The organism is Paenibacillus sp. S33 (assembly GCF_053615415.1).
In genome coordinates this window covers 1851322-1876036 of the sequence record NZ_JBSIEZ010000001.1, presented here as the reverse complement: position 1 = coordinate 1876036, position 24715 = coordinate 1851322, and the positions used below count along the sequence as shown (strand labels likewise).

Genomic DNA, 24715 nt, shown 5'->3' with positions numbered 1-24715 from the left:
GAGATTGATCTATTCATGAAAAGAATCACCGCACTTGTTATCCTGTCCTTGCTATTACTGGTATCCCCGATCTACGCTGCTGCCCCAGCACCTATGCTGGTCTATGTGGACCAGAGTAACCACTCCTTCATCCCGCTTCGTCTTCTGAACAGCTATGAAGGGATCACATTCAATTTAACGGCAGCGGACAAAAAAATAGAAATTGCGCAAGGCAATACTCGGATCACCCTATTTGCCGGGAAATCTACTGCCAAAGTGAATGATCAAACGGTCCATTTGCAAAATGCTCCTTTTACCGATAACGGTTCGACCTATGTCCCCTTGCAGTTCATCAGTCAATATCTAAACCTGCAAGTCTCATGGCAAAAGGAAACCTCAGCTGTACGCATTAAGCAAGGTGCAACGTCCGTCACGCTTCCGGTACATACTGGCAAGCTACCCGGAAACACTACACCCATTACGACAGCTCATAAAAGCTTCAAGGTCGGGTCTCGTACATTTTCCGCTAAGGTGGTCACCATCTCTATGCTCCATCCCAAGGTAAGCCTGGACGTGGCACTGGCAGGCGATTCCATTGGTAAAGTGGAAGACTTAAGTAGTCTCGCCAAACGTAACCAAGCGGTTGTAGCCATCAATGGTACATTCTTTGATGCCTATACCAAAAGCTCTTACAAAACGCCTTACGGCTATCTGGTCAGTCACGGAAAGATGTTGAAAAAAAGCTCTGGCGACCAACGAACGGTCTTCACCTACGATACTAATCATTTAGCTGAGCTGGTGTCGGGTTCTGCCTTTGAACAACGCTTAAGCCAAGGTAGCGTCGAAGGTGCCCTTCAAGCCGGGCCTCGTCTGGTCACGAACGGTCAGGTTTCCCTAAATGTCAAAGCCGAAGGCTTCAAGGACCCTAAAATATTAACAGGCGGCGGCGCCCGCAGCGCACTCGGGATGAGTCGGGATCATAAGCTGATCCTCCTGACCACAAGTGGAGCGACTATACCGCAGCTCGCCCAAATGATGAAGCAGGCTGGCGCTTATCAGGCCATGAATCTGGACGGCGGTGCTTCCAGCGGGCTGTATTACAACGGCTCCTACCTCACCACACCCGGCCGCCAAATCAGCAATGCCATTATTGTAAAGTATCAATAGACAGATAAAGGGCTGTCTTCACGGATGTGTAAGCCGTGGGGATAGCCTTTTTTCTATTTCCCCAGTTTAGGTTGTCCGGCCTCCACCTGTTCAGGCGGCTTGTATGGGCCGTTACGGGTTGCCTACAACCTACAATCGAATCAAACCTGTAAAGCTATTGCTGCCTTCGCTTCCTTTTTTTAAAGAAAGATAAATACGATTGTCTTCTCTGCTCGCCAAGCATTCATAAAATCCCGGTTGCACAGAAAGGAACGTCCCTCCCCATACGCATTCAGGCTCCAGTCCACCACTTGTGGCTTCCTCCCCTGCTCCAATAAATAGGTTGCCTGAGGGAACCTTCAAAAACAGCCGCACAGTAGGCTTGTCGATATGATCTGTCATCACAACCTCATAGGTCCCGTCGGCTCCCAGATTCAAAAAAGCTACATTTCCTTTGTTCAACTCGCCCAGCTCGTCCTCTTCGATGGACCACCAATCCGGATCATCGTCCAAACGATGTTTAAGTGCTTGCGTATCAAATAAGCAAAGAGTCGCCGTGTCTGTCGTAAATTGAAATGGACTGCTTGCCGTATTCATCATGCGATCCTCCTGATTTTGGTCAACGAATTTCTGTTTTTCCACGTCTTACGCTATCCGTATTGCCATATATTTGAGGGAAAATCTCCCTGTATGTAAAGTATAACAATGCTTGCAGGGCCAGACAACATGTTAGGCTAACACCCATTCTGCATAAAAAGCCCTCCCTCACGATGTCGTGAAAGAAGGCCGATTTGTGGATTTAAGCGATGCTAACCTGCTGTTAGATCAAAAAAGACTTAGTAATAATTACCAACAAAATGAACAATACCAAAATCGCTCCTGTGGATGTCCATGCTCCACCGTAACCTACTTCACCCATGTCTGAATCCCTCCTTGCGTTAAAGCTTACTCTTATCGTATGAAGAAAAGCGGATAACGACAGGGCGAATCGGCAAGTTTATTTGCCATGGAAGGACTACTCAGAAAATGGACTGATACGTTTGAGATAGATCGCTAATGACTCTGGATGACAACTGGCAGAGAATGTCGTCCGTTCTTCGCAGTAACCTGCTCACATCCCTGTGCTTCATCTTTTGAAGGAGCGGGGTTTCTAACTGGGATGAAAGAAATTGAGTGGTGCCTATAAATACAACAACATCCAATCCCGGGTTGGTTTCGGTATGTAATAAGTGCAGCAGATCAGTCATAGACAGGAATCCGGGAGGGAAACGGCTGTTGTTTTCTTTCATATATAGTGCTTTCAACATGGAGGTTAACGCCCAGTCACATAGGATTATGCAGCATTGGACTTGATTCTGCTTGTACAGGATTTGGGCTAGTTTCATGTGGTATTGGGATAGAGTGTGAAAATCCGTTATTGAATTATGTAGGTGTTGTGAGGGTCTGGACAGTTGAGTGGGACTTGGAATACAGGTAGAAGGAGCTTCTTTCATATCTATTCCTCCAGAGAATTTAAAGAATAGTCTTATTATACTCTAAAATAATACTTATAAATATTATTATTATTTATTGTATTCATTATTCAATGTTTTCATTTGGATATCTTGTCTACACTTTTAGAATAGTGAGGTGTAGACGATGGAAGATAAAGAAGTTCTAAAATTAGTGGGTGCCAGAATACGTGCTTTACGAAAAGAAAAAGGATTGTCTCAGGAGTCGCTTGGGGAAAAAGGCGGATTCCATTTTTCATACATAGGGCAGATTGAGCGTGGAGAAAAAAACGTATCTTTAATAAATATAGCTAAAATAGCTAATGCACTGGATGTTAATTTGATTCAGCTTTTTGCTTATGTAAATGAGGATATTAAGGTTACAAAACATGAAACTGATATACAAGAAATCATAAAAATACTCCAAAAGTCGAGTCCAGAGAAAGTACGCTTGGCGAGGAAGGTGATACGGGAGATTACAAATTAAAAGGATTTTTTAGCAAAAATAAAGGAGCCACCTTTAGTTAACAAGGCAGTTCCTATTGCACTATTGTTTTACGTAAGTTCAATACCCTATCGAAAATTAAAATAATATATATATATCCACTATTAACTTAATTTCAAGTTTCTTATATTAAAAGCGCGAACTGAATTGAATTCGAAATTACAAAGGATTCCCCTCCATTATGAAATTATTGGCTTCTAGGTAGTTTCTTGCGGTCATTCAATTTAGATTTTCTTTTTACCCTTTTTGTGGGCAATACCATACGAACATTTTTTAGCTTCGTTTTTCTTTGAGCACTATTTGTAATAAGGTTGACTGTAAAGTTCACGAAACCGCGTTGGATGTTAAGTGTTTTAAAACCAACTCTTCTGCAATTATTGCATAGATTACCATTAATATTCCAGATCCAACATCCACTGAAGTTATAATTAGGAACATGTATGGGGAAACTACCTGACCACACAAGATTTCTTGATACGCTCTCAGCGTAGTAATATATTGTTCTATCCCCTACGTTGCCAGTAACAACTTCCCTCGTTTGACCAGGCGCCAAACGGTACCAGGTAGACAATATACCAGTTTGTCCCACAAAGACAAACCCACACCTACTCGCGTGATAGAAAATGGCTACTTGTACGGTAGAATTGGTGCTGTTTCGAAAATAAAGACTCATTTTTTTGTCACTCCCTCTTAATGCCATTCTACAATCCATGGTATGCAAGAGTTGTAAAAAGGAAGTGGACAAACATAAAAGAGTCTTAACCTTTTTTTTAGGATATTCAGAGATTATGCTTTTTTAGAGTTTCCCGCCATCAGTTTGGCGAAACCATATAACCATATTGTTTATGTTATGGAATTCAATCCAAAGAATACTCCCACCTAATCTCGTAAAGATCAAAAAACACGTCCATATATGACGTGTTTTTTAATAAAATATCTTTAACTAATAGAACCTTTTAATTTCCCTAAACCCTTACTTCCAAATCTCGTCCGCAATCTCTTTAATGAAAGCAAGCTTTTTCCACTGCTGCTCTTCTGTCAGAATATTGCCTTCTTCTGTCGAAGCGAAGCCGCATTGTGGGCTGAGGCAGATATGGTTGATGTCGACGAATTGAGTCGCTTCCTTAATACGGTTAATGACCGTCTGCTTGTCTTCCAGTTCACCTGTTTTGGAGGAAACGAGGCCTAGTACGACCTGCTTTTGATCTTTCAGATGCTTAAGCGGTGTGAAATCACCTGCACGGTCGGTATCGAATTCGAGGTAGTAGCCGTCGATGTTGTCGATGCCGAACAGAGTTTCGGCTACAGGCTCATAGCCGCCAGAAGATGCCCAGGTGGAATGGTAGTTACCACGGCATACGTGGGTTGTAACGACCAAATCGGCTGGAAGATCCTTCACCGTTTCCTGATTCACGCGAGCGAACAGCTTTTTGGTATCTTCCACATTCTCACCCGCATGCTGTCTAGCTTCCCAATAGTTTTTATCACAGAGCATACCCCATGTGCAATCGTCCAATTGCAAGCTGCGGCAACCTTCATTGTACAACGCTTGGATCACGGATTTGTAAGCTTTGGCGATATCCGTCACCAGCTCATCCAGATTGCTGTAGTACGTATCGGTTGTTTCTTTATTTTCGCCACGCAACAGCTCGGCCAGGAATTGCGCAGGTGCCGGGATTGTTTGGCGCGCGATGGCATCCTCACCTGCTACTTGCTTCAGGAATTTGAAATCTTCAATGAAAGGATGACGGGAATGTCCGATTATACCGGACAAGCGTGCGGTTTCCGCTCTTGTTTCCACACCTTGGAATTGGTAGCCGTTCGAAAGCTGTACCTTTTCCACGCCATCCAGACCCCACATAAAATCAAGATGCCACCAGGAGCGTCTGAATTCACCGTCCGTCACGGCTTGAAGTCCTACGGATTTTTGCTTTTCCACTAGCTTGATAATTTCGTTATCTTCAATCTTTCTCAGCTCGTCCGCAGAGATTTCATTATTTTGAAATTGAATTCTGGCGTCTTTAATCGCTTGCGGGCGCAGAAAGCTGCCGACCATATCGTGTCTAAAAGGGGTCACTTTACGTTGGGATGCATTATCAAGGATGCTGCTCATTAGGGTTATCTCCTTTTTCGCTTCTATAGTGAAGTTCTTGTAAGAAAGATAACATACATATTCAGTTATAAAGTAACTCCAATAAACTATAGCTAGTTATAGCCTAAGGCTATACCCAACCTATTATCCCCCTATCGCCTCATGCAGCGCTTCTACATAGACGGTGGCCAGCTTGGAGAGCGCAGCGTTTTTATGGCAAATCCATCCCACATTAATAGACTCATCACATTCCAGAGGGACGGAAATAATATCGTTACCGTTCAGATCCGCACTGATCACCCCGGTAGAAATCGTATAGCCGTTCAAGCCAATGAGCAAATTAAAAAGGGTCGCCCGGTCATGGACACGAATGCTCTTGGGATGCGATAACGTACTGAGAATCTCCTCGGAAAAGTGAAAGGAATTGTACTCCCCTTGCTCAAAGGACAAATACGGATACGGATGAAGCTGGTCAATGGTCACGATGGACTGTCGGGATAGCGGATTATTGGCACTGATAAAAATATGCGGCTTGGCCGTAAACAGGCTGTTAAATTGCAGATTCGCATCTTTTAGCAGCTTGTTAATGACCTTAGCGTTAAATTCGTTCAGATACAGGATTCCGATCTCACTGCGCAGGCTTTTGACATCCTGTATGATTTCATGGGTTTTGGTCTCTCGCAAAGCTAATTCATACTCTTCTTGACCATATTGATTTACCAGATTTACGAATGCATTTACAGCAAAAGCGTAATGTTGCGTGGACACAGCAAAATGCTGCGGTGAAGGCTTGGCATCCAGATAGCGACTTTCCAGCAGCTCCGCCTGCTCAACAACCTGACGTGCATAACCAAGGAATTCCACGCCTTCCTTGGACAAAGAAATCCCCTTATTGGTACGCTCAAAAATGGTGATATGAATTTCTTCCTCCAGATCACGAATTGCGTTCGACAGACTGGGCTGGGAAATGAACAACCGCTTTGCCGCCTCATTCATGGAACCGCGATTGGCAACCTCAATGACATATTTTAATTGTTGTAAAGTCAATGCATGATGTCCTTTCCGTTTGTGTTTCTTCTATTATATAATACACGATCACACTTCTGGGAAAGGAGTAATTGGATGCTTGAATGAAATCAGACTCTCCCCCATGGCTACAATTACAAACACCCCCTCAAAATGGTAACATCCATTTCAAGGAGGTGCTTTTTCACGGCAGCTTTAATTAACGAATTTCACCGTTTGTGGAAATCAGCTTTTGATACCAATAGAAGCTTTGTTTACGAATACGACGCAGATCCTTGAGATCAAACTCCTCACGATCCACATAGATAAACCCGTAACGCTTGCTGGAGCCCTGATGGGTACTAACAAGATCAATTGCAGACCACGGACAGAAGCCGAATACTTCTACACCGTCTGTAATTGCCAGTTGAATCTGCTCGATTCAATTAGTCATTATTTGGGTATCGCCTGCTTACCAGTAACAATCCCGAAGGGCACTTCACCCCTCATTCAATTACTCTTACTATACCGCTTTCAATGCAGAATAACAATACAATCATGCCAAAAAACCGCCAAACACTCGCAATCCTTTGTGCTTAGCAGTTTTTTAGGTTCATGCTTAACTCTCTTTCTCTTTGCAAAACACCTCTTTGGCAACCTGAATGGCTGAGGCTGCCCGGGGCCATCCTACATAAAAGGCAAGCTGTGTAATGACCTCAACCAGTTCTTCCTCCGAAATCTCGTTCTCCTTGGCCAGCATCAGATGATAAGGGAGTTGATTTATATGCTCACCCGCTACCAGAGCGGCAACTGTAATGAGACTTCGTTCCCTTAGAGATAGCTCACTTCTTCTCCATACATCTCCAAAAAGGACATCCTCCGTATAACCTACAAAAGCGGGAGCAAAATCACCGATCGTTTCCCGAACACTCGATCTGATCAATTTATGCTTCATACAATCATCTGGGCAAGTCCGTTGCCAAAGGACCAATCCTCTAATTCAGTCTCTACCAGTGTCACAAATACATCTTCCGGTCTAATCTCACATTCAATAGATAAGAGTTCGGCTAATATTTGGTAAAATCTCTTTTTTTGTTCCGTGCTTCTACCCGATCCCATCGTAATTTGGATGTACAGTAGCTTGTCTGTTCTGGATACATTCAAATAATCTGGACTGAAATAAAACTCGCTCTGCTTATGGGCATGAAAAACCTGAAAGTAATCCTTGGGCGGGACCTGAAAATGTTCGATCAAAGCATTCATGATACAGCGGCTAATGCCAGGCAGCTCGTGCTCTGTGTATTGTTGCTCCATGTAGCCAACTCGTACAAATGGCATGTTCATCTCTCCTATCCGTTGGGATAAGATGATTGTACTCCCCTTACTTTCATCTGTATAATTGAAAATAATCATAAATATATTCAATTTTACCGATGGAGATGAACATGCGTGGATCTGAAAGAATTAACTACATTTCGTACAATAATCGAAGAAGGAACGTTTTCAAAAGCTGCTGCCAAATTAAACTACGCTCAGTCTACAGTCACGAACCAAATCCAGAGGCTAGAGAAAGAGCTGGGATTTCAGCTTTTTAAAAGGGGTTGGGATGCAGAGTTAACGTCCCCAGGCAAACTATATGCCGAGGAGATAAACGGGCTTATTCAGCATTGGAATTTTGTGATGGACCAGGCGAAGTCTCTGAAAAAGGAGGAGATTGGCACGCTCCATATCGGTGTGATTGAAACGGTGGCGGCTACCGTACTGCCCTTGGTTCTGCAGCAGTTTCGAGAGCATAAACCGAATATTACGTGCCATTTTACAGTTGGAAACACGGATGCACTCGCAAATGCTTTGGTGGACGGTAAGCTGGATTTTGCAATCTCCGGGGAACCTCACTCGATTCCTTCCTTACACTTTGAACCCGTATATCACGAACACATCGCCTTTATTGTGTCCCGTAATCACCCTTTTGCGGTAAAAAGTGAGCTTTATCTCGAAGATCTGTACGAGTACCCGCTTATCGTCGGAGGTAAGAACTGCTTGTACCATATACGACTGGAGAAAGAGCTTTCCCGCTTTCCGTCGATGCCGTTTTTTTATACTGTCAGTCAAATCTCGTCGATCGCCACATTTGTAAAAACGATTCCATCAGTTGGAGTGGTTCTATCGTCAATGCCTTTGCCGGAGGAACTGGTTACCGTCCCCCTCCAGTTAACAGACCCGAATATTCCTATTGGACTGCTACAAAACAACCATCACCAGCAGTATATGTCTTCGGCCCGAAAGCTGTTTATACAGCTGGTTAAGGGGCTTTATAGGCTATAGCTCCAATGCAATAACTACTAATTAAGCTATATAGGCAAAGCCGACACCTTTGCATAAAGAAAGCCGCTAAACACTCAGAAAACCTGATGTTTAGCGGCTTTACTATTTTGATGGCCTAAAGAAATATGGCCCTCTTTTAATTTTTATACTCTTGACATACCCGTTATTTCGCTTCGAGCGGTTTTTTCCACAGTCCCAGAATGAGCGCGGAAATCACGGAGCCGATCACGACTGCAAGCAAGAACAGCAAAGCATGATTGGCAAGAGCTGCTACAAAAATTCCGCCATGTGGAGCTGGAAGATTGATTTGCCAGAACTGCGTCAGACCACCAGCAATCGCTGAACCTACAATACAAGAGGTCAGGACACGCAGAGGATCGGCAGCTGCGAATGGAATGGCTCCTTCTGTAATGAAGGACAATCCAAGTACATAGTTCGTCAAGCCAGACTTGCGCTCTTGCTCAGTAAACTTATTTTTGAAGAACGTCGAAGCTAATGCGATCGCCAGCGGAGGTACCATACCAGCCGCCATAACAGCCGCCATCATGGCACCGTTCGTGTTACCGCTGGAAGTAAAGACACCGATCGAAAATGCGTAAGCTGCTTTGTTAAAAGGACCACCCATGTCGATCGACATCATTCCGCCCAGGATCAGACCCAAAATAACTGCATTACCTGTTCCCAAATTGTTCAGAACATTAACAAGCCACGTATTAATACCACCGAAAATTGGATCGAACAGGTAGAACATAATCGCGCCTGAAATTAGAAGTCCAAATACAGGGTATAACAAGATTGGTTTTAAACCATCCAGTGCTTTCGGCAGACCTGCAAAAGCTTTACGCAGGAAGATCACCACATAACCAGCCATGAAACCAGCTGCCAGACCGCCAAGGAAGCCTGCATTAGAGTTTACAGCCATCAGACCCCCAACCATACCTGGCATCAGTGCCGGGCGGTCTCCAATGCTCATCGCGATAAATCCGGCCAGTATCGGAATCAGGAAGTGGAACGCACCTGTTCCACCGCCAATTGTCTGCAACAGTTGGAACAATGCATTGTCTTCTCCTGCCACTTGTTCAATCAAGAAGGAAATTGCTAACAAAATCCCCCCGCCTACAACGAATGGCAGCATATGAGAAATACCGTTCATTAAATCCTTATAGATTTTACTGCCCACGCTGCTCTTCTCCGCTTTCGACTCTTCAGCGCTGCTTTTACCTTCACTACGATAAATTGGGGCATCGCCGTTCAGCGCTTTGCGGATCAGTTCCTCAGATTTACGGATACCGTCGCTTACCGGTCTTTGCAATACAGGTTTACCGTCAAATCTGGCCATTTCAACCTTTTTGTCAGCAGCAACGATTACACCTTTGGCACGGCGAATTTCATCCGCTGTCAGTACGTTTTGCGCACCTTCCGAGCCATTCGTTTCTACCCGGATGTTAACACCCATTTCTGTCGCTTTCTTAATGAGAGCGTCTTCAGCCATAAACGTATGCGCAATGCCTGTAGGGCAGGCAGTCACCGCAACCACAAACTCGTCTGAATTCGGGTTACCAACGATAACATCCGGCGTTTTCTGTGCTTTGGCAGCCTCTTTCTTTGCTTCTTTTGCTTTCTTGGCTGCTTCTTCTTCCGCCTGCTTGGTATCAAACAGCTCGGATACTTCATCCGGTGTTTGCGTATTCATCAGTTTGTCAATGAAATCGGTATCAATTAGAAGCCGGGAAAGAGCCGCTAGTGTGCGAAGATGCGTATTTGCTGCTCCCTCTGGAGCGGCAATCATAAAGAACACTTTTGCCGGCTCACCGTCCAACGATTCGAATTCTACGCCTTTACTGCTTTTGGCGAAAACGACAGTCGCTTCATTCACAGCTTTAGTCTTGGCATGCGGCATCGCAATGCCGCCGCCGATTCCAGTACTAGACTCTGCTTCACGTTTGTAAATCATTTCTTTAAACAAGGCACGGTCATTAATACGTCCACTTGCTTCGAGACTAGCGATAAGCTCCTCAATCGCCTCGTCTTTTGTCGTCGCCTGCAGGTCCATGATCATCGTTTCTTTAATCATCAGGTCTGTTATTCTCATTTTTCACACTCTCCTAAGTTCGATCAGCGTGTCGATACACGCATAATAAGCTCATGATGCAGCCGGATTACCGTTTTGAAATCGTGACTTGCGGCCGTAATTGTTCAATTTTCTCTCTAGTAGCCAGATCATCGGAAAACGCAGTTGCGCTTCCGGATGCCACTCCTGCACGGAATGCTTCGATCGGATCGCCATGAAGAGCCAGCGTACCCACGAATCCAGCAATCATTGAATCACCTGCGCCTACAGAATTTTTCACCGTACCTGCTGGTACATTTGCGTGATACACTTCATCTGCCGTAATGAACAAAGCCCCTTCTCCTGCCATGGAAATCAGTACATTTTTTGCACCTGCTTCCAGCAGCTTACGACCGTAAGTGACGATCTCCTCCTTTGAATGAATCGTTACGCCAAACAACTCAGCCAACTCGTGGTGATTCGGCTTGATGAGCAGCGGTTTATGAACCAGTGCCTTCATCAGCGCCTCACCTGTGGTGTCGATGACGAATTCAGCTCCAGTTTGCTGGCATACGCTAATCAGCCGATCATAGAAGTCTCCTCCAAGTGACGGTGGAATACTTCCCGACAAGACGACAATGTCATTTTTCTGGAGTCCCGCCAGCTTTTGCACCAACGCATCGGCCTCTTGCTCACGAATCGCAGGTCCCAGACCATTAATTTCCGTTTCATCGCCATGCTTGAGCTTAATGTTAATCCGTGTGTCATCTTCGATCATTACAAAATCAGTTTTAATGGATTCTTCCCGCAATGTATCGTCGATAAACCTTCCTGTGAATCCTCCGAGAAAACCAATCGCCGTGCTATCTGCTCCCAACTGGTTCAGTACACGTGATACATTAATTCCCTTACCACCTGGCAGTTTTAAATCACGTTTCATCCGGTTCAAATCACCAAGCTTCAAATCATCAACTTCCACGATATAATCAATGGAAGGGTTCAGCGTTACTGTATATATCATTGTTATCCCTCGATTATCTTAGTTTTCTGAGCGATGGATCGGCGTGACCGTTCTGGCATCGATTCAGTAATAAGTATAGCTTCCTTGAGCTCGAACAGTTTGGCGAAGGTTACTTCTCCAATTTTGCTGGAATCGGCTAACACATACGTTTTGCCAGACAGCTGGTGAGCACGTCGCTTGATCAGCGCCTCTTCGGGATCAGGAGTTGTATACCCCATTTCCATATCCACCCCGTTCGTTCCTAGAAAGCACTTGTCGAATCGAAAATTGTCCAAATTTTGTAGGGCAATACTCCCGATTACGGCTTTGGTATGAATTTTCATCATCCCTCCCAGTAGATAGCTTCTGATTCTTTTGCTTACCAGTGCTTCTACGTGGGATAGTCCATTCGTCACGACCGTCACGTCTTTAGCTTCAATGTAAGGAATCATCGCCATCGTTGTTGTTCCCGCATCCAGATAAATACATTCGCCATCCAAAATTTCTTTGGCTGCTATACGGGCCACTGCATTTTTTTCTTGAACGTTTTTGAATGTTTTTTCTTCCATGCCAGGTTCCTGACTTTTCTGATTCAGCAAGGTTGCCCCGCCATGAATCCGCTTGAGCAACTGACGGCTCTCAAGATCTATCAAATCACGCCGAATCGTTGACTCAGAAGCTCCCAACAGATCAGCCAATTCTTGCAACTTTACAACCCCACATTCTTGTAAGCGCTGTATTATTAACTTGTATCTTTCTTCCGTCAGCATCATCATTCCCCCAACTGTTCATATCGTACCACAAACTTGACAAAAAACAATCATTTTTCTTCAAAAAGATTCAAAAAAATTCATTCCGACTTCATTTTTTTACAAAATGGTGAATTCCTGCTCTAATCAGCATGATTGCGTTTACATTTCAAAGAAATTTCATCTGCTTTTATGTAAATTCATTCTTCTTACATAGGAATTCAGCAGTAAACGTTCAAAAACGTTCTAAAGCTTCCAGCAGTACTATTTTACCATTATGCGCACAATTCGTCCCCACCTTCTCTACTGCTCAGAAAAAGGCTAAACACGAGGACTGCTCCCCTTTGTGTTTAGCCAATCGAGACGCTTAGCGTTCAGCCTTTAACGATTCCAATGACGAAACCGTCATACCCCTTGCTCCCCACGGTTTGGATAGCTGTAGCTGTAATTCTTGATTCCTCAGCTAGCATATCATAAAACTTTCTTACTCCCTGCACACGAGGGTCTGTGCTATAAGCTTGAACCACTTCTCCTTCACGGATAACATTATCACCGATAATAACGGTGCCAGGATGTGAGAAGCGAAGTGCCCAATCCAGATAAAATGGATTATTGGGTTTATCCGCATCGATAAAAATAAGATCAAAGGGGTCAACTCTCTCCTCTTTCATCTGTGCTAACTGCTCTAAAGCGTCTCCCTCCCGAAGTTCCACTATTCCATCCAACTGAGCCAACGATATATTCGACCGGGCAATTTTAGCATGGATCGGATTGGCTTCCAGCGTAACTATTTCTCCATCCTCCGGCAACGCCCTTCCCAACCAGATTGTACTGTAGCCTCCCAAAGTACCGATCTCCAGCACACGTCGCGCTCCCTGCATTTGAGCAAGGATATTTAATAGCTTTCCCTGATTGGGGGATACATCATGCGGAGGTAGTCCCGCCTTTTGATTAGCGGCCAATACTTGTTCCAAGACAGCATCATGCGGAATGAGACACTCCGAGATATACTGGTCTACTTGATCCCACGTGTTCGTTTGATTCATTCGCTCCACTCTCCTTTGGATTAACTTACAATTTGATTGTAAATGAATTATTATTATAAAAATAATATATGTTTTTGCTTTATTCATAATCTGCATATATGAATCTGTCGGAAAGGGAGTATGGTCTTGAACCTGCATGCATTACGCTTATTTCACGTGGTCGCCTCTACAGGGAGTGTGACACGTGCCTCTGAACTTTTAAATATTAGCCAACCTGCGATTACCGCCCAGATTAAAAAATTTGAAAAAGAAATATCTCTCACACTGCTCATGCCGCTAGGAAGAGGGATTGCCTTAACGGATGCTGGTCAAAAACTTGCTGTACTCGCCAGACGGCTCTTTGCTGTCGAACAGCAAATCGAACAATTTTCACAAGATTATCGTGATGGAGCCCATGGTCATATCCGGCTAGCGGCTACTTATTTACCGGCTCATTTTCTCATTCCGGCCTGGATTGCAAAATTCAAACAACAATATGAGCATGTTGAAATGACGATTAACACTACAAATTCCAACGATGCTTTGCAGCAGCTATTAAATATAGAAGTGGATTTGGCTATCTACGGAGGACTGCCTGAGCAGTATCCCGATACGATTCAGACTGAAGAATTATTTCGTGATGAATTGTGGTTCGTGGTGGCTCCAGATCATCGGTATGCAAATCAGCAGGTTTCTTTATTGGAAATGATGCATGAACCCTTTGTTATGCGTGAAAAGGGGAGCTCAACACGGGAGAGATTATTTTCCTTATGTCGAACCTACAATGCCCCCGCCCCCCAGGTCACCCTAAACTTCACAGGGCTGCATGAGGCGATTACCGCAGTTATTGCCGGATATGGTGCCAACTTTGTGTCCTCACTGGTCGTGCGTGAATATGTAGAACGTGGCGAACTGTGCCGGGTATATGTAGAAGACATCCAGCTTCTCAATTCAATCGCCATCTGTACCCGTAAGAACGAACCCCTATCTACCGCTACTCTAAATCTCATTCAACTCATACGTAACCATTCCTAATGAGCATTAGGTACCTGTGTACACTAGCGCTGTATTTTAAAATAACAAGAGCCATGACTGCGTGCATACCGCATTCATGGCTCACCTTGTTATGATAGATATTCACCCTCAATAATCTTCTCCAGATAATCTTCCGGCTGTGCAAGAAACTCGGCAAAGCTGCACACATCCGCATGTTCCTGATGCTCCTCGTCATAATAACCCAGGCACTTCTGCTTCGGATTCCACACCAACATAATATCCGAGTAATTATCTACGTTTAGAGACAGACGCAACAGCATTTGCCGACCTATCTTCATCTCAACCGTATCTATGAATGAGAAGAACTCAACAAATTGAATATCAAGATCATTTTCTGGCAGGTTCTCTATCTGGAAGCAGACAGTATCGTATCTGGAAACATTGCTATCACAACAAGCATCAATGTCACTCCAGCGGTTAATCGTTACACAGCTATTGTCGTGCTGGGTGATATATTAGGAGGAGTGACCACCATCCCGACACAAAGTTTTACAAATGATAGTGGTACTTCAGTCGCGGCAAACAGTCTTGTTGTTCCGACTAGTAGCGAATACTACAATGTATTTGTAAATGGGACGTTGCAGCGAGGCGGCTTAACAACGCTTTCTGCTACAAACCTAATTATAAATACAGGCCTGATTGTTGGTGCAACAGTAGTCATTGAGGTTATTAATTTCAACTCTAGTGCTTCCTCAACCTCTGTCAACAATGTCACAGTAACGACTACCATAAGTGACTAAGCTACGTAAAACAGGACAAACGCCTCTTTTTTATAATTTTATAAAAGGGTAAAATTTCCTTTGTAAATATGAAACAGAGGGAGTTATTTCCATGCAATTCAATTTTGCGCATTTCCGATTTTATGTTATTGCACTGATCGCAGTGCTCATGCTTACCAGCTGCACCTCAAATAATGCTGCAACTACAGTCCAAACAAATTCTGATGTAGACAATGCGACTCATAGTACAACAGTGGTAGACAAAGAAAGTCAGCCTGTTTTACCCGTCACAGAGTCGCTGGCTCATACCGTTACCTCGGATAAGGATCTTGTGGCTCTTACCATTCCCGCTGGCTGGCGTAAATTTAAACAGGGACAACTGGATTCGGTGCTTAGTGTTTGTGACAAAGAAAAAAAGAACGTAGGTCTGGTTTTCCGTGTCCCCAAGTCAGCTTTTGCAAATAATATGACGCTCGACGAATTCGTACAGCAACGTGAAGAAATCTCCGCATTGGGCCTAGAAAACTTTAAGGTTGTGGATACTACCCCAATCCAGATTGATTCCACAACCGCCAGAACAGCCGATTATAGCGGGAAATACAATGGCCAACAGGTCTATTACTTCAGTGCCATGTTAGAGAGTAAGCAGCACTATCTTCAAGTATTAATCTATTCAAGGGGAGGCTCTGCAGTAGAACAACATCACGAATTTGCAACTATAGCCAGCTCCTTGAAAGTCTTAAGCGACTCACAAGTTAAGCCAGACCTTCGCTCAACAACTATTTTGAAAACATTTAAAAGTGAAGATGCCAAGCAACAAATTCGTCTCCCTTATATATGGAAGACTGGTTTAATTCTTAATCCAGATGCGCTAATTCAAGCCTGGTATGAAAAAAACGATGCATACATGACGATCATCAAGGATTGGAAATCCGAACTGCCGTATGAGAAATCCTCAATGATCACATTAAAAGATTACGCTGAGTTTTCAGCTCAATTAGTACTCAAAAGGTCTGGAAAAGGGATTATTTCGACGGGACCAGTAAAGGTCAATATAAACGGGAATCAAGGCTTGCAATACGAAGTATGGGTAGAGAGTGATAAAGTAAAAATTGTATATTTAATCACTTATTTGGAACATTCCGACTCATTCTCTCAAATTATTTTTTGGACGAGAGCTGATTATTACGATAATCAAAAATCTGAATTTCAAAGATACACCAAAACATACAGAGAAGAAGAAATATAGACATAATAAAATCCGCCAAACACTTAGGAATCTTTGTGTTAAGCGGATTTTGTCTATATGACTATCACAGCTTGAAATTCTAAAAGATTCCCCTTGTTTAGATAGGAGATGTTACTGTACATCCTTTTATTTTTTGTGGGCTAATAAGAGATTAACTATCGTATCCAATTGAAGTTCCAATGAATAAGGATCTTCCATCACAAACTCATCCTCTTTATCGCTGAATGAACCCTACATATAAACCTGTCCTTTTTTTACAGCGGGAAGGCCTTTCCATAGCTCACTATGCAGAATCTGATTAGCCCCTTCATCTTCTGAACCGTATACAAAGATGTGATCTCCCATATACTCGGGTAAAACCTCAAGTGAAATATTTTCAAAACCTTCTTTCATGTTCAATGCCTTTTTGGTAGGTGGCAGCTTTAGCATCTGATAAATGGTCGGACTTCCGTAATTGCCGCCTTTTGCTGCCAAAACATATATCGATTTATTGGCGACTTGTACAATTGACACCGTCTCTCCGTCTTTAACGATACCTTGAATTTTCGTTCTGGCCTCTGCAGCTTTCTTCTCATATTCAGTAATCCACTGCTCGGCTTCTTTCTGCTTGCCAAAGATTTCACTGATTCTGCGGAATTTATCCAGTGGCCCCGCTGTAGATTCGCCCTCCCAATACGGCAAGAACACAGTCGTTCCTACCTTTTGGTAGCTGTCGATGTTCTTTTCGATTGAACCGATAATTAAATCCGGTTGCAGAACGGTCAGTTCCTCTAAATCCATAGGAAAATCACCGAGATCCTTGATTCCGGCCAACTTCTCTTAGGGATATCCCGATTGATCAATCCAAGCCTCATTCAGCATATAGCTTCTGACCCCCACCGGAATAATCCCCAGTTTTAAAAGATGACCCATATACCTGATCCGATGCCACTCGTTTCGGGTTTGCAGGTACTTCCACATCGCCTTTTAATGTCTTAACCGTTCTTGTCTGTGCTTGCACTGCCGCTTGTCCATCGCTGTTGGATGATGTCGCTGTATGATTAGCCTTCGTTTGCGAGCTTCCATTTGTATTCGTCGGAGCCGAGCAAGCTCCCAGCATCAAAGATAAACACAACATAATCATCATGGCCGTTATTTTGACTCTTCCGTGCATGATTAAATCCCCTTCCGCATGATGCCGATATTGATAATCAATATCAGTATAACGTGTGAAAGATGTCCGCTGAAGGGCAGATTTAAGCATCGTTTGGGGCATATCCTGATCTTGCTTCTGAGCAGGATGCTCCCGCTCCTTTTTGAATCGTACGGGAGATAGTCCCTTATATTTCTTGAAGCTGCGACTTAACGAATGGGCATCTGGATATCCCACACGCTCTGCGATCTCCTGCAAAGTGGCGTCCGTCTGCATTAGCAGTTCTGCTGCTCGATCTGCTCTTACTTGGCCCAAGTAATGAATCGGACTGGTATGCATTTTACTTTTGAATAACCTTGATAAATGTCCAGTACTGCATTCTAGCTCCTCCGCAATGGACTCAAGTGTCATAGGCCGACTAAAATGCTCACGCATATAGGCTATAGCCTGCGATACAAGGTCGGGCTTAAGAGGTTCGATGTCCTGCCCATACAACTGCTGCAACAACTCATATACAAATTGATGAAATAAGGCTTTAACATGCAGTTTGCCAAGTCCAGAAGCTTCACGCCATTCTTGCTCCAACAGCTTCACTTTATCGTACAGGGGCAACGGGTAATGAGGTGCGAAAGCATACTGATTCTGAAAAGGATTTTCCTTTTCCAGCAATTGTGCAATCTCCTTGCGACCAGGCAGAGCCAACGTTGCCTTGTACAAAATGATGAAATATTCAAGTCCCTCTTCCGCCAGGATACTCAGGCACATTCCTTTTCCGCCATGCAGTACATGGAAACGCTCTACCCTGTGAATACTGTTATCCAACCGTACCCGTGCGCTTCCACGCACAGCATACAAGAACGCACTAACAGGAAGTCGATAGGTTCGTAGCTCCTCCCCTTTTTCCATCTTCTTATGACGAACATCCATCACCTGTATAAAAACATGATTCCACAGCAAAATGTGATCGCTCAACTTCATTACTACCGCTCAACCTCCATCCAAACCGTTCCTTCAGTTCTTATTCCGCCCTATCAGATTAAACTCATTATAATTGATAATCATTCTCACAAGCAATCGCTTGTATCTAACTTCCTCTGAACAGTTCAAAACCATTGATTATGTATGTATATATCGAAATATATGTAAAAAAGCCCTGCAAAAGGGCTATCTTTCTTGCAATTCATTCTACTGTTGATTAGAGCTCACCTGTATGATTATGTTCCAAATCGTTTGCGGTACCCGCATTTTCGGCATAACTCTTCTACCGCTTCTCTCTTGGAGAAACCGAAGTACAGACGGTTGGCACGCTCCCCTTCCACAATGTCGGAAAAAGATTGTTCATGCACGTTACCTAAATTAATGACACCTTCTCCATCCAGACAGCAAGGGACCACCGTTCCATCCACCAATACCGCCGCCTGGCTACGGAGTGCATGGCAAAAGCCTTCTCCGTCATCTTCCGGGGCACTGAGGCTCGGCCATTCAAATTCATGGTCTTGATTCAAATAAACGTTTGGTGCGATTTTGACCCCACTGCCTGGTATCACCTTTTCCTCAATCCGATAGTCCAGTCCAAACTCTTGCTCCAGTCGTTCAAGTGTTTCCCGGTTGCGCTGACGCTGCACATTAGTCAGATTATCCTGAGTCAGGTTCCAGAGACGGAACGAAATAATGACATTGTGTTTCACTGCTTCTCTTACAAACGTGAAAATATTACCCAAATATCCTTCTCGATCCACGGAGCCTTCGTGCCCGTCAAAGCTGTGAAGAGAGAAGTTCATCTGACGCAGCGCTGGTTGCCCAAGCAGCTTATGTCCGGTCTTCGGCAGCAAGGTACCATTGGTGGTAATATTGACCTTCAATCCTTTCTCATGAGCACTTTCCAGCAAAAGATCAATTTTCGGATGGAGCAACGGCTCTCCTTTTACATGCAAATAGATGTAATCCGTATGTGGTTTGACCTGATCAAGCACATTTCGAAAGACTTCCGGATCAATAAATTTTTTGACACGCTGTGTTTGAGGACAAAAGCTGCATGCAAGATTGCAAATGCTCGTTATCTCAATGTATACCTTTTTAAAAGTTTTCAACATGATTTCCCCATTCTAACCTTCATCCGGAGCATCTTGTTTATGCTCACTAATCTTATGATTATAACGGGTTATCACCGACAGGTAAACTCTCCAGCCTCCCCTTGGTGTGGGCATCAAATGCTCGACACCTATGCCTATCCAAGATTTGATATTTTCTATTGACCCTAGGTCTGACCTAAGGTTTATAGTGGAGTTATTCAACTATCAGTAAGGAGTCCTGTCATTGAAAGAACACATTACGATCAGTCAGCTTGCTCAGCTCATGAATGTATCTGTACATCAACTGCGATATTTTGAAGAAAAGGGAATCCTGTATCCATCACATACAGAAGAAAATCAATATCGGATGTACGGGATTCATGAGATTTATCAGCTTTCGCATATTTTATTATTACGCAAATTAAATGTCCCTGTCGGTCAGATTCAAGAATGTATGACTTCCTATGCTGCCGATGACTATAACCAGCTTTTAGAGCATTCGTTGCAGAAGGTACAAGCTGAAATAGCTAACTTGAAGATGCATGAACAGTTTATTCACAAAGTGCTAGAAGAACATGATAGCCTGACTCAGCGAAATGATGAATATCAGGTCAAACGATTAGGTCCCCGTCATTTAAAGCTATGGTTTGCATTGGAGAATGGTCAAGAGCTCACTGCCGGAAACTTATTTGAACACCACCCTGCCCCACCTCGATTATTTGAAAATGACCTGCATTACTTGTCTGATGCCGGACAGGTGAAGCTGTGTTATGAAACGGTGGATGTGGCTGACTATATTCTGGAAGAAGGAAACTATCTTTATAAGCATCTTTCCGTCATTGAAGAGCCTGAGATTGATTATGAAATTAAACAAATGGAACGATATGTAGCTCATCACCAATATAACTGCCAAAGCAAGATTGTCCTAGTAGAAAAATCTTATCTTTCGATGTTCGACAACAACAAGCTGCAATACGAAATTCAAGTTAAAGTAGAATAAATCTAGGAGGGCGTTACATGAGTGCAAAATCCTTTGACATTGTTGCATACCAGAAACAAGACCATGAAGCTGTTTGTAGTCTTTTAGTCGAATCGTTTAAAGCAAAATTCCAATCTCTTGTTACACTGGAGGATCAAGCTATACAGCAGTTGTTAATGCAGGTTTGGGTTCAAAATCCTTATTCTACATCTATGAAACAATTTGTAGCCAAAGAAAACGAAGAAGTTATCGGTGTTCTTTCTCTTAAATGGAAACCCTCCTCCTCTTCCCTTCCTGAAACACCCCCCATTTCTTTGGCTCCGCTCATAAAACAGTTTGGTTGCTTTAATATACTTAAATTTTTGACAGGTATGCATGTGCTGGAGTATACCCCCGTTGCAAATGAGTGTTACATTGATCATTTGGCGATTCGTTCAAGTCATCGTAACCAGGGAATAGGACGCCGTCTTCTAGCTTTCGCACAGCAATTTATGGTTGAATCTGGGTTTCATGCATTGACGCTTCATGTAGCGCATAAGAACCAAGGGGCTATCCATTTGTATCACAAACTGGCGTTTGAAGTAGAACAATCCAAATATAATGGGTTACGGCATTTTTGGTTCAAGGAGCCTGAATGGCATCTGATGAGTTGGAAAGAGAACCTGCATTCGAGGAGAGAACACCATTGAAAAAAACATTTAAGCTTACTTTGGGTATTGCGGCAGCTCTAGCTGTTGCCTTGATACTCATTGTTCTATATCAAAATTCCTACAAGATGACGGAAGAAAAAATACAAATTGCGACACCCAAAGGGCTCCTAACAGGCACGTTAGCTTTGCCTAAGGGTTACTCGGGAAAGGTTGGATTAATTGTTTTTGTGCATGGGGATGGTCCTATTAATGACACATATGATGATGGATACAAACCACTGTGGGAAAAGTTCGCCTCCAAGGGTTATGCCTCCCTGTCATTGAATAAGCCCGGTATTAATAGTGCCCCTGGAAATTGGCTGGATCAAAGCATGGAGGACCGCGCACAGGAGATCCGATATGCAATAGACTGGGCGAGAACCTTGCCGATGATTGATACGCAAAAAATCGGCCTATGGGGAGCCAGTCAAGCAGGATGGGTCATTCCGAAGATCGTTAAAGAGGAACATGATATTGCATTCAGCATCCTTGTATCGCCTGCCGTGAACTGGATTTCCCAAGGACAATTTAATACCAGAAAAGAAATGGAGCAAGAAGGAGCTACTCCGCAAGAAATTCAAAAGACATTGAACTACGATCAAGAGATTCTACAGTTACTGAAAAAACATGCTTCTTATGAAGAATACCTAAGCATAGCCGATCCTGAGGATATGATCTCCAAAGAAAGATGGAGCTTTATAGGCAAAAATTTTCGGTCTGATTCCACCGAAGAATTAAGTCACTTCCATTCTCCTGTACTCTTGGTTCTGGCTGGCAAAGATATTAATGTAGATGTAAAGGATACCGAGCGAGTCTACCGCCAGAAAATACCCGCAGAGCTGCTGTCCGTTATTCATTTACCTGAAGCCGACCATTCCATGATGGATGAAAAAATCGCGCGTTCAAAATCTCTAACTTTTTTAACAGCCGTATTCGCCCCAAGAAAATTGGTGAATGACGAGTATCTCAAAATCCTTGCCGATTATGTCAATCAACGGAAACCCCATGATGTTTTCAGCTAGACTGAGAATAGATCTATAAACAACAAAAAAACGGCATCTCTGCCGTTTTTTCTAAAGGATGGACTCTCAGGGACTCGAACCCTGGACCAATTGATTAAGAGTCAACTGCTCTACCAACTGAGCTAAGAGTCCATAATTAAAAGTTTGGTGGAGCCTAGGGGGATCGAACCCCTGACCTCATCGCTGCCAGCGATGCGCTCTCCCAGCTGAGCTAAGGCCCCATCATAAGTAAGTTTAATCAACGTTTCAAGCGACTTCTATATCATATAAAATTTTTATCCCTGTGTCAATACTTTTATAAAAAATATAATCATCTTCCCACTTTGTCCCAAGAAAGATACAGTCAGCGATCAGTCGCTGGCTGTATCTTTAGATAATAGTGTTTTCAGTTCCTTCATAAACATATTGATGTCTTTAAACTGACGATAGACGGACGCAAAACGGACGTAGGCGACTTCATCCACTGGGTAAAGCTGTTCCATGACCAGCTCACCGATCTGCTGGCTATCCACTTCTGTGGCTGCTGTGTTGCGGATAGCGTTCTCTACCTGGGATACGATCATATCCAGTTGCTCGACGGATACTGGACGCTTCTCGCAGGCCCGAATGAGGCCACGCAGCATTTTATCACGACTAAATTCTTCACGGCTGCCGTCTTTTTTGATGACCATGAGCGGGGTTTCCTCCACCATTTCAAAGGTGGTAAAACGCCTGGCACACTGCTCACATTCACGGCGGCGACGGATGGACTTGTTATCATTCGCAGGTCGCGAATCCAACACTTTCGTGCCGTTGTAGGCACAATACGGACATTTCATAATCTCACCACTTTCTTTTTCCAATAAATTCCCGAAGATTCTTAGTAATAATTTTGTCAAAACGGATCATAATATGTTTACCATATCGCGAGGAGGTGAACAACAATGGCACAAGGAAACAATGGCAACTCCAACAATCTGGTAGTCAGCAGATCCTCCGGCGCTCTGGAGCAAATGAAATATGAAATCGCTCAAGAGCTGGGTATCAGCATTCCTCAAGATGGATACCAAGGTAACATGACTTCCTATGAGAACGGTTCGATCGGGGGCTACATCACAAAACGCCTCGTAACGATCGCCGAACAACAATTGGCAGGTCAATACCAATAATCGCGGTAATAATGCAGAAATAACAAGATAAAGTGTATGGATGGGCTGCTAAAAACAGCCTGTCCTGCGCTTTTTTCATTTTAAAGCGAAAAGGCTCATCATGTCATTAACTTGCCATTTAAAAATCATTATAAATTTTCGTGTATTGCCTGTAGTAATAAATGACCCGCTGTACATAATGTCGTGTCTCACCAAAAGGGATTTGCTTAATGGACTCTTCTTTTCCATCCCACACTCCCTTATCCAGCCACTCCTGAACTTTCCCTGGCCCTGCATTGTAAGCAGCTACGATTGCTACAGGATTATCCTGAAACTTCATGGATAGGTTATGCAAATACCAGGTTCCCAGCTCAATATTGGTGCCAGGCTCGTGCTTGACACTGTCCAGCGGAACCTTTTGAATCTGGGCACTGTCCATAATCCAATTTGCCGTATTCGGCATAATCTGCATCAGGCCCAGTGCACCCTTATGCGACTGCTTGCTGGTTTTAAAATTGGTTTCTACACGGATAATAGACGCCACCAAAAATGGGTCCACTTCATACGTTTGTGAATACTGCCGAATCTCATCCTTATATTGAATTGGATAGAACCAGGACATCCAATTTGAATTAAGGAACAGGATCAGGACAAACCCGACAAACAAAGTGAGCAGGACTCTTTTCTTTCGCAAAATATTCATGCAAGTCCCTTCCGCTGCCAAAATTGATCAATTTGTCGTTTCGTCTCAGTCTGTGTTCCGCTATTATCGATAACGATATCGGCCAAGCTTTTCTTTTGTTCAATATCCATTTGTGCGGACAGCCTAAGTCCAGCTTGCTCCTCCGTCAGACCGTCTCTGAGCATCAGACGCTGGAGCTGAATATCACGTGGTACGTACACAACCATAATTTCCTCGTACAAGCTCTCCAGCCCGGACTCGTACAGTAACGGGATATCTGCCAAAACAAGCTTGTCCGGCTGTTCCCGTTCATATGCTTCCATGCGCATACGCATTTCCTCACGAATAGCAGGATGTGTAATATCGTTAAGTGCCTGCCGCTGGGCAGGGTCACCGAATACAATCTCACCCAGTTTTTTGCGGTGCAGGGTTCCGTCATTGTTCACTATAGCTTGTCCAAAATGCTGTATGACCGCCGCCAGCACCGGATGCCCCGGAAGCATGACTTCCCGGGCAATGGCATCTGCGTCGATCAGCAGCGCACCTTTGGCGACCAAAAGAGCCGACACGGTGCTTTTTCCGGTAGCAATACCTCCGGTTAATCCGATATTCATGCTCTTTC

General features: G+C 43.8%; 28 protein-coding genes, 2 tRNA genes and 2 pseudogenes. 10 read left to right on the top strand and 22 right to left on the bottom strand.

Annotation, left to right across the window (positions count from 1 at the left end):
* Positions 1 to 15: 15 nt before the first annotated feature.
* Positions 16 to 1146 (top strand): phosphodiester glycosidase family protein, encoded by a 1131-nt coding sequence (locus tag ACWGXJ_RS08860; RefSeq protein ID WP_254349392.1) that lies wholly within the window; start codon positions 16 to 18, stop codon positions 1144 to 1146.
* A gap of 129 nt (positions 1147 to 1275) precedes the next feature.
* On the opposite strand, the gene ACWGXJ_RS08855 is transcribed toward ACWGXJ_RS08860, so the two are convergent.
* The 3 genes from ACWGXJ_RS08855 to ACWGXJ_RS08845 all read right to left on the bottom strand — a co-directional run bounded on the left by ACWGXJ_RS08855 (position 1276) and on the right by ACWGXJ_RS08845 (position 2432).
* Entirely contained in the window at positions 1276 to 1725 is a 450-nt protein-coding gene (locus ACWGXJ_RS08855; protein WP_061828647.1) for a DUF6386 family protein, read from the bottom strand.
* Between the two features lie 220 nt (positions 1726 to 1945).
* Positions 1946 to 2044: a hypothetical protein gene (locus tag ACWGXJ_RS08850; protein WP_014599622.1), complete on the bottom strand. Its 99-nt coding sequence runs from the start codon at positions 2042 to 2044 to the stop codon at positions 1946 to 1948.
* Positions 2045 to 2144: 100 nt separating this feature from the next.
* A complete protein-coding gene (locus tag ACWGXJ_RS08845; RefSeq protein WP_446674429.1) occupies positions 2145 to 2432 on the bottom strand; it encodes a hypothetical protein in 288 nt (95 codons plus the stop codon).
* A 331-nt stretch (positions 2433 to 2763) separates the two neighbouring features.
* Between ACWGXJ_RS08845 and ACWGXJ_RS08840 the strand changes: the two genes are divergently transcribed.
* Positions 2764 to 3102, top strand: a complete 339-nt coding sequence (locus ACWGXJ_RS08840) for a helix-turn-helix domain-containing protein (protein ID WP_452566582.1) — start codon at positions 2764 to 2766, stop codon at positions 3100 to 3102.
* A 205-nt stretch (positions 3103 to 3307) separates the two neighbouring features.
* Here the strand turns inward: ACWGXJ_RS08840 and ACWGXJ_RS08835 are convergent, their stop codons facing one another.
* From ACWGXJ_RS08835 to ACWGXJ_RS08810, 6 genes and pseudogenes are all read right to left on the bottom strand, one after another.
* Complete coding sequence (locus ACWGXJ_RS08835; protein ID WP_165145329.1) at positions 3308 to 3793, bottom strand: DUF1036 domain-containing protein; 486 nt, start codon at positions 3791 to 3793, stop codon at positions 3308 to 3310.
* 300 nt (positions 3794 to 4093) lie between these two features.
* Complete coding sequence (locus ACWGXJ_RS08830; RefSeq protein ID WP_452566581.1) at positions 4094 to 5233, bottom strand: 5-methyltetrahydropteroyltriglutamate--homocysteine S-methyltransferase; 1140 nt, start codon at positions 5231 to 5233, stop codon at positions 4094 to 4096.
* Between the two features lie 123 nt (positions 5234 to 5356).
* The gene (locus ACWGXJ_RS08825; RefSeq protein WP_250261831.1) at positions 5357 to 6259 is read right to left on the bottom strand and encodes a LysR family transcriptional regulator; all 903 of its coding nucleotides are present in this window, start codon (positions 6257 to 6259) and stop codon (positions 5357 to 5359) included.
* Positions 6260 to 6437: 178 nt separating this feature from the next.
* A pseudogene (locus ACWGXJ_RS08820) lies at positions 6438 to 6659 on the bottom strand (family 1 glycosylhydrolase); the annotation flags it as partial.
* A 177-nt stretch (positions 6660 to 6836) separates the two neighbouring features.
* Positions 6837 to 7172: a carboxymuconolactone decarboxylase family protein gene (locus ACWGXJ_RS08815; protein ID WP_061828652.1), complete on the bottom strand. Its 336-nt coding sequence runs from the start codon at positions 7170 to 7172 to the stop codon at positions 6837 to 6839.
* Positions 7169 to 7555, bottom strand: coding sequence for a tautomerase family protein (locus ACWGXJ_RS08810; protein ID WP_452566580.1), 387 nt, complete (start codon positions 7553 to 7555; stop codon positions 7169 to 7171). The genes ACWGXJ_RS08815 and ACWGXJ_RS08810 overlap by 4 nt, the downstream gene beginning before the upstream one ends.
* Before the next feature lie 111 nt (positions 7556 to 7666).
* Here ACWGXJ_RS08810 and ACWGXJ_RS08805 point away from each other — a divergent pair, with 111 nt between their 5' ends.
* Positions 7667 to 8542 (top strand): LysR family transcriptional regulator, encoded by an 876-nt coding sequence (locus ACWGXJ_RS08805; RefSeq protein ID WP_061828656.1) that lies wholly within the window; start codon positions 7667 to 7669, stop codon positions 8540 to 8542.
* Positions 8543 to 8705: 163 nt separating this feature from the next.
* Here ACWGXJ_RS08805 and ACWGXJ_RS08800 read toward each other — a convergent pair whose 3' ends face one another.
* The 4 genes from ACWGXJ_RS08800 to ACWGXJ_RS08785 form a co-directional block, all read right to left on the bottom strand.
* Positions 8706 to 10634, bottom strand: coding sequence for a PTS fructose transporter subunit IIABC (locus ACWGXJ_RS08800; RefSeq protein WP_061828658.1), 1929 nt, complete (start codon positions 10632 to 10634; stop codon positions 8706 to 8708).
* A 67-nt stretch (positions 10635 to 10701) separates the two neighbouring features.
* Positions 10702 to 11613, bottom strand: coding sequence for a 1-phosphofructokinase (gene pfkB, locus ACWGXJ_RS08795; RefSeq protein WP_025719683.1), 912 nt, complete (start codon positions 11611 to 11613; stop codon positions 10702 to 10704).
* A gap of 2 nt (positions 11614 to 11615) precedes the next feature.
* Positions 11616 to 12362 (bottom strand): DeoR/GlpR family DNA-binding transcription regulator, encoded by a 747-nt coding sequence (locus ACWGXJ_RS08790; protein WP_061828662.1) that lies wholly within the window; start codon positions 12360 to 12362, stop codon positions 11616 to 11618.
* Between the two features lie 353 nt (positions 12363 to 12715).
* Positions 12716 to 13387: an O-methyltransferase gene (locus tag ACWGXJ_RS08785; RefSeq protein WP_250261836.1), complete on the bottom strand. Its 672-nt coding sequence runs from the start codon at positions 13385 to 13387 to the stop codon at positions 12716 to 12718.
* A gap of 126 nt (positions 13388 to 13513) precedes the next feature.
* Between ACWGXJ_RS08785 and ACWGXJ_RS08780 the strand changes: the two genes are divergently transcribed.
* On the top strand, positions 13514 to 14401 hold the full coding sequence (locus tag ACWGXJ_RS08780; protein ID WP_452566579.1) for a LysR family transcriptional regulator: 888 nt from the start codon (positions 13514 to 13516) through the stop codon (positions 14399 to 14401).
* An 89-nt stretch (positions 14402 to 14490) separates the two neighbouring features.
* Here the strand turns inward: ACWGXJ_RS08780 and ACWGXJ_RS08775 are convergent.
* Positions 14491 to 14766 (bottom strand): annotated as a pseudogene (locus tag ACWGXJ_RS08775) (ankyrin repeat domain-containing protein); the annotation flags it as partial.
* On the opposite strand from ACWGXJ_RS08775, the gene ACWGXJ_RS08770 reads away from it, so the two are divergent.
* Positions 14737 to 15162 carry a DUF4183 domain-containing protein gene (locus tag ACWGXJ_RS08770; protein ID WP_452566578.1) on the top strand — a complete coding sequence of 142 codons (426 nt, stop codon included), beginning with the start codon at positions 14737 to 14739 and terminating at the stop codon, positions 15160 to 15162. The pseudogene ACWGXJ_RS08775 and the gene ACWGXJ_RS08770 sit on opposite strands and share 30 nt — an antisense overlap.
* Before the next feature lie 91 nt (positions 15163 to 15253).
* The gene (locus ACWGXJ_RS08765) at positions 15254 to 16390 is read left to right on the top strand and encodes a DcrB/PsbP domain-containing protein (RefSeq protein ID WP_322159208.1); all 1137 of its coding nucleotides are present in this window, start codon (positions 15254 to 15256) and stop codon (positions 16388 to 16390) included.
* A 231-nt stretch (positions 16391 to 16621) separates the two neighbouring features.
* Here ACWGXJ_RS08765 and ACWGXJ_RS08760 read toward each other — a convergent pair whose 3' ends face one another.
* From ACWGXJ_RS08760 to ACWGXJ_RS08750, 3 genes are all read right to left on the bottom strand, one after another.
* On the bottom strand, positions 16622 to 17170 hold the full coding sequence (locus ACWGXJ_RS08760; RefSeq protein WP_452566577.1) for an ABC transporter substrate-binding protein: 549 nt from the start codon (positions 17168 to 17170) through the stop codon (positions 16622 to 16624).
* A 70-nt stretch (positions 17171 to 17240) separates the two neighbouring features.
* Positions 17241 to 18500: a helix-turn-helix domain-containing protein gene (locus tag ACWGXJ_RS08755; RefSeq protein WP_452566576.1), complete on the bottom strand. Its 1260-nt coding sequence runs from the start codon at positions 18498 to 18500 to the stop codon at positions 17241 to 17243.
* Positions 18501 to 18736: 236 nt separating this feature from the next.
* Positions 18737 to 19615, bottom strand: coding sequence for a radical SAM/SPASM domain-containing protein (locus ACWGXJ_RS08750; protein ID WP_452566575.1), 879 nt, complete (start codon positions 19613 to 19615; stop codon positions 18737 to 18739).
* Positions 19616 to 19838: 223 nt separating this feature from the next.
* Between ACWGXJ_RS08750 and ACWGXJ_RS08745 the strand changes: the two genes are divergently transcribed.
* From ACWGXJ_RS08745 to ACWGXJ_RS08735, 3 genes are read left to right on the top strand one after another with little or no spacing between them, the layout of a single operon-like run.
* Positions 19839 to 20594 (top strand): helix-turn-helix domain-containing protein, encoded by a 756-nt coding sequence (locus ACWGXJ_RS08745; protein WP_165175957.1) that lies wholly within the window; start codon positions 19839 to 19841, stop codon positions 20592 to 20594.
* A gap of 17 nt (positions 20595 to 20611) precedes the next feature.
* Positions 20612 to 21262 (top strand): GNAT family N-acetyltransferase, encoded by a 651-nt coding sequence (locus ACWGXJ_RS08740; protein ID WP_250261842.1) that lies wholly within the window; start codon positions 20612 to 20614, stop codon positions 21260 to 21262.
* Positions 21259 to 22284, top strand: a complete 1026-nt coding sequence (locus ACWGXJ_RS08735; protein WP_452566574.1) for an alpha/beta hydrolase family protein — start codon at positions 21259 to 21261, stop codon at positions 22282 to 22284. Before ACWGXJ_RS08740 ends, ACWGXJ_RS08735 begins: the two co-directional genes overlap by 4 nt.
* A gap of 59 nt (positions 22285 to 22343) precedes the next feature.
* On the opposite strand, the gene ACWGXJ_RS08730 is transcribed toward ACWGXJ_RS08735, so the two are convergent.
* The 3 genes from ACWGXJ_RS08730 to nrdR all read right to left on the bottom strand — a co-directional run bounded on the left by ACWGXJ_RS08730 (position 22344) and on the right by nrdR (position 23102).
* Positions 22344 to 22416: transfer RNA gene (locus tag ACWGXJ_RS08730), tRNA-Lys, on the bottom strand.
* Between the two features lie 13 nt (positions 22417 to 22429).
* Positions 22430 to 22505: transfer RNA gene (locus ACWGXJ_RS08725), tRNA-Ala, on the bottom strand.
* Positions 22506 to 22634: 129 nt separating this feature from the next.
* Entirely contained in the window at positions 22635 to 23102 is a 468-nt protein-coding gene (gene nrdR, locus ACWGXJ_RS08720) for a transcriptional regulator NrdR (RefSeq protein WP_013309614.1), read from the bottom strand.
* A 105-nt stretch (positions 23103 to 23207) separates the two neighbouring features.
* Here nrdR and ACWGXJ_RS08715 point away from each other — a divergent pair, with 105 nt between their 5' ends.
* Positions 23208 to 23432, top strand: a complete 225-nt coding sequence (locus ACWGXJ_RS08715; protein WP_013309613.1) for an alpha/beta-type small acid-soluble spore protein — start codon at positions 23208 to 23210, stop codon at positions 23430 to 23432.
* A gap of 118 nt (positions 23433 to 23550) precedes the next feature.
* Here the strand turns inward: ACWGXJ_RS08715 and ACWGXJ_RS08710 are convergent, their stop codons facing one another.
* The gene (locus ACWGXJ_RS08710; RefSeq protein WP_023987928.1) at positions 23551 to 24114 is read right to left on the bottom strand and encodes a lytic transglycosylase domain-containing protein; all 564 of its coding nucleotides are present in this window, start codon (positions 24112 to 24114) and stop codon (positions 23551 to 23553) included.
* Complete coding sequence (gene coaE / locus ACWGXJ_RS08705) at positions 24111 to 24707, bottom strand: dephospho-CoA kinase (protein WP_061828670.1); 597 nt, start codon at positions 24705 to 24707, stop codon at positions 24111 to 24113. Before coaE ends, ACWGXJ_RS08710 begins: the two co-directional genes overlap by 4 nt.
* Positions 24708 to 24715 lie beyond the last annotated feature (8 nt).

Bases quoted from the DNA above. Each gene is read 5' to 3' on its own strand.
- pfkB (WP_025719683.1), bottom strand. From the start codon at position 11,613: ATGATATATACAGTAACGCTGAACCCTTCCATTGATTATATCGTGGAA.
- ACWGXJ_RS08750 (WP_452566575.1), bottom strand. From the start codon at position 19,615: ATGTTGAAAACTTTTAAAAAGGTATACATTGAGATAACGAGCATTTGC.
- ACWGXJ_RS08790 (WP_061828662.1), bottom strand. From the start codon at position 12,362: ATGCTGACGGAAGAAAGATACAAGTTAATAATACAGCGCTTACAAGAA.
- coaE (WP_061828670.1), bottom strand. From the start codon at position 24,707: ATGAATATCGGATTAACCGGAGGTATTGCTACCGGAAAAAGCACCGTG.
- ACWGXJ_RS08785 (WP_250261836.1), bottom strand. From the start codon at position 13,387: ATGAATCAAACGAACACGTGGGATCAAGTAGACCAGTATATCTCGGAG.
- ACWGXJ_RS08850 (WP_014599622.1), bottom strand. From the start codon at position 2,044: ATGGGTGAAGTAGGTTACGGTGGAGCATGGACATCCACAGGAGCGATT.
- ACWGXJ_RS08830 (WP_452566581.1), bottom strand. From the start codon at position 5,233: ATGAGCAGCATCCTTGATAATGCATCCCAACGTAAAGTGACCCCTTTT.
- ACWGXJ_RS08740 (WP_250261842.1), top strand. From the start codon at position 20,612: ATGAGTGCAAAATCCTTTGACATTGTTGCATACCAGAAACAAGACCAT.
- ACWGXJ_RS08810 (WP_452566580.1), bottom strand. From the start codon at position 7,555: ATGCCATTTGTACGAGTTGGCTACATGGAGCAACAATACACAGAGCAC.
- ACWGXJ_RS08710 (WP_023987928.1), bottom strand. From the start codon at position 24,114: ATGAATATTTTGCGAAAGAAAAGAGTCCTGCTCACTTTGTTTGTCGGG.
- ACWGXJ_RS08815 (WP_061828652.1), bottom strand. From the start codon at position 7,172: ATGAAGCATAAATTGATCAGATCGAGTGTTCGGGAAACGATCGGTGAT.
- ACWGXJ_RS08755 (WP_452566576.1), bottom strand. From the start codon at position 18,500: ATGAAGTTGAGCGATCACATTTTGCTGTGGAATCATGTTTTTATACAG.
- ACWGXJ_RS08765 (WP_322159208.1), top strand. From the start codon at position 15,254: ATGCAATTCAATTTTGCGCATTTCCGATTTTATGTTATTGCACTGATC.
- ACWGXJ_RS08860 (WP_254349392.1), top strand. From the start codon at position 16: ATGAAAAGAATCACCGCACTTGTTATCCTGTCCTTGCTATTACTGGTA.
- ACWGXJ_RS08760 (WP_452566577.1), bottom strand. From the start codon at position 17,170: ATGGATTTAGAGGAACTGACCGTTCTGCAACCGGATTTAATTATCGGT.
- ACWGXJ_RS08800 (WP_061828658.1), bottom strand. From the start codon at position 10,634: ATGAGAATAACAGACCTGATGATTAAAGAAACGATGATCATGGACCTG.
- ACWGXJ_RS08840 (WP_452566582.1), top strand. From the start codon at position 2,764: ATGGAAGATAAAGAAGTTCTAAAATTAGTGGGTGCCAGAATACGTGCT.
- ACWGXJ_RS08845 (WP_446674429.1), bottom strand. From the start codon at position 2,432: ATGTTGAAAGCACTATATATGAAAGAAAACAACAGCCGTTTCCCTCCC.
- ACWGXJ_RS08835 (WP_165145329.1), bottom strand. From the start codon at position 3,793: ATGAGTCTTTATTTTCGAAACAGCACCAATTCTACCGTACAAGTAGCC.
- nrdR (WP_013309614.1), bottom strand. From the start codon at position 23,102: ATGAAATGTCCGTATTGTGCCTACAACGGCACGAAAGTGTTGGATTCG.
- ACWGXJ_RS08855 (WP_061828647.1), bottom strand. From the start codon at position 1,725: ATGATGAATACGGCAAGCAGTCCATTTCAATTTACGACAGACACGGCG.
- ACWGXJ_RS08715 (WP_013309613.1), top strand. From the start codon at position 23,208: ATGGCACAAGGAAACAATGGCAACTCCAACAATCTGGTAGTCAGCAGA.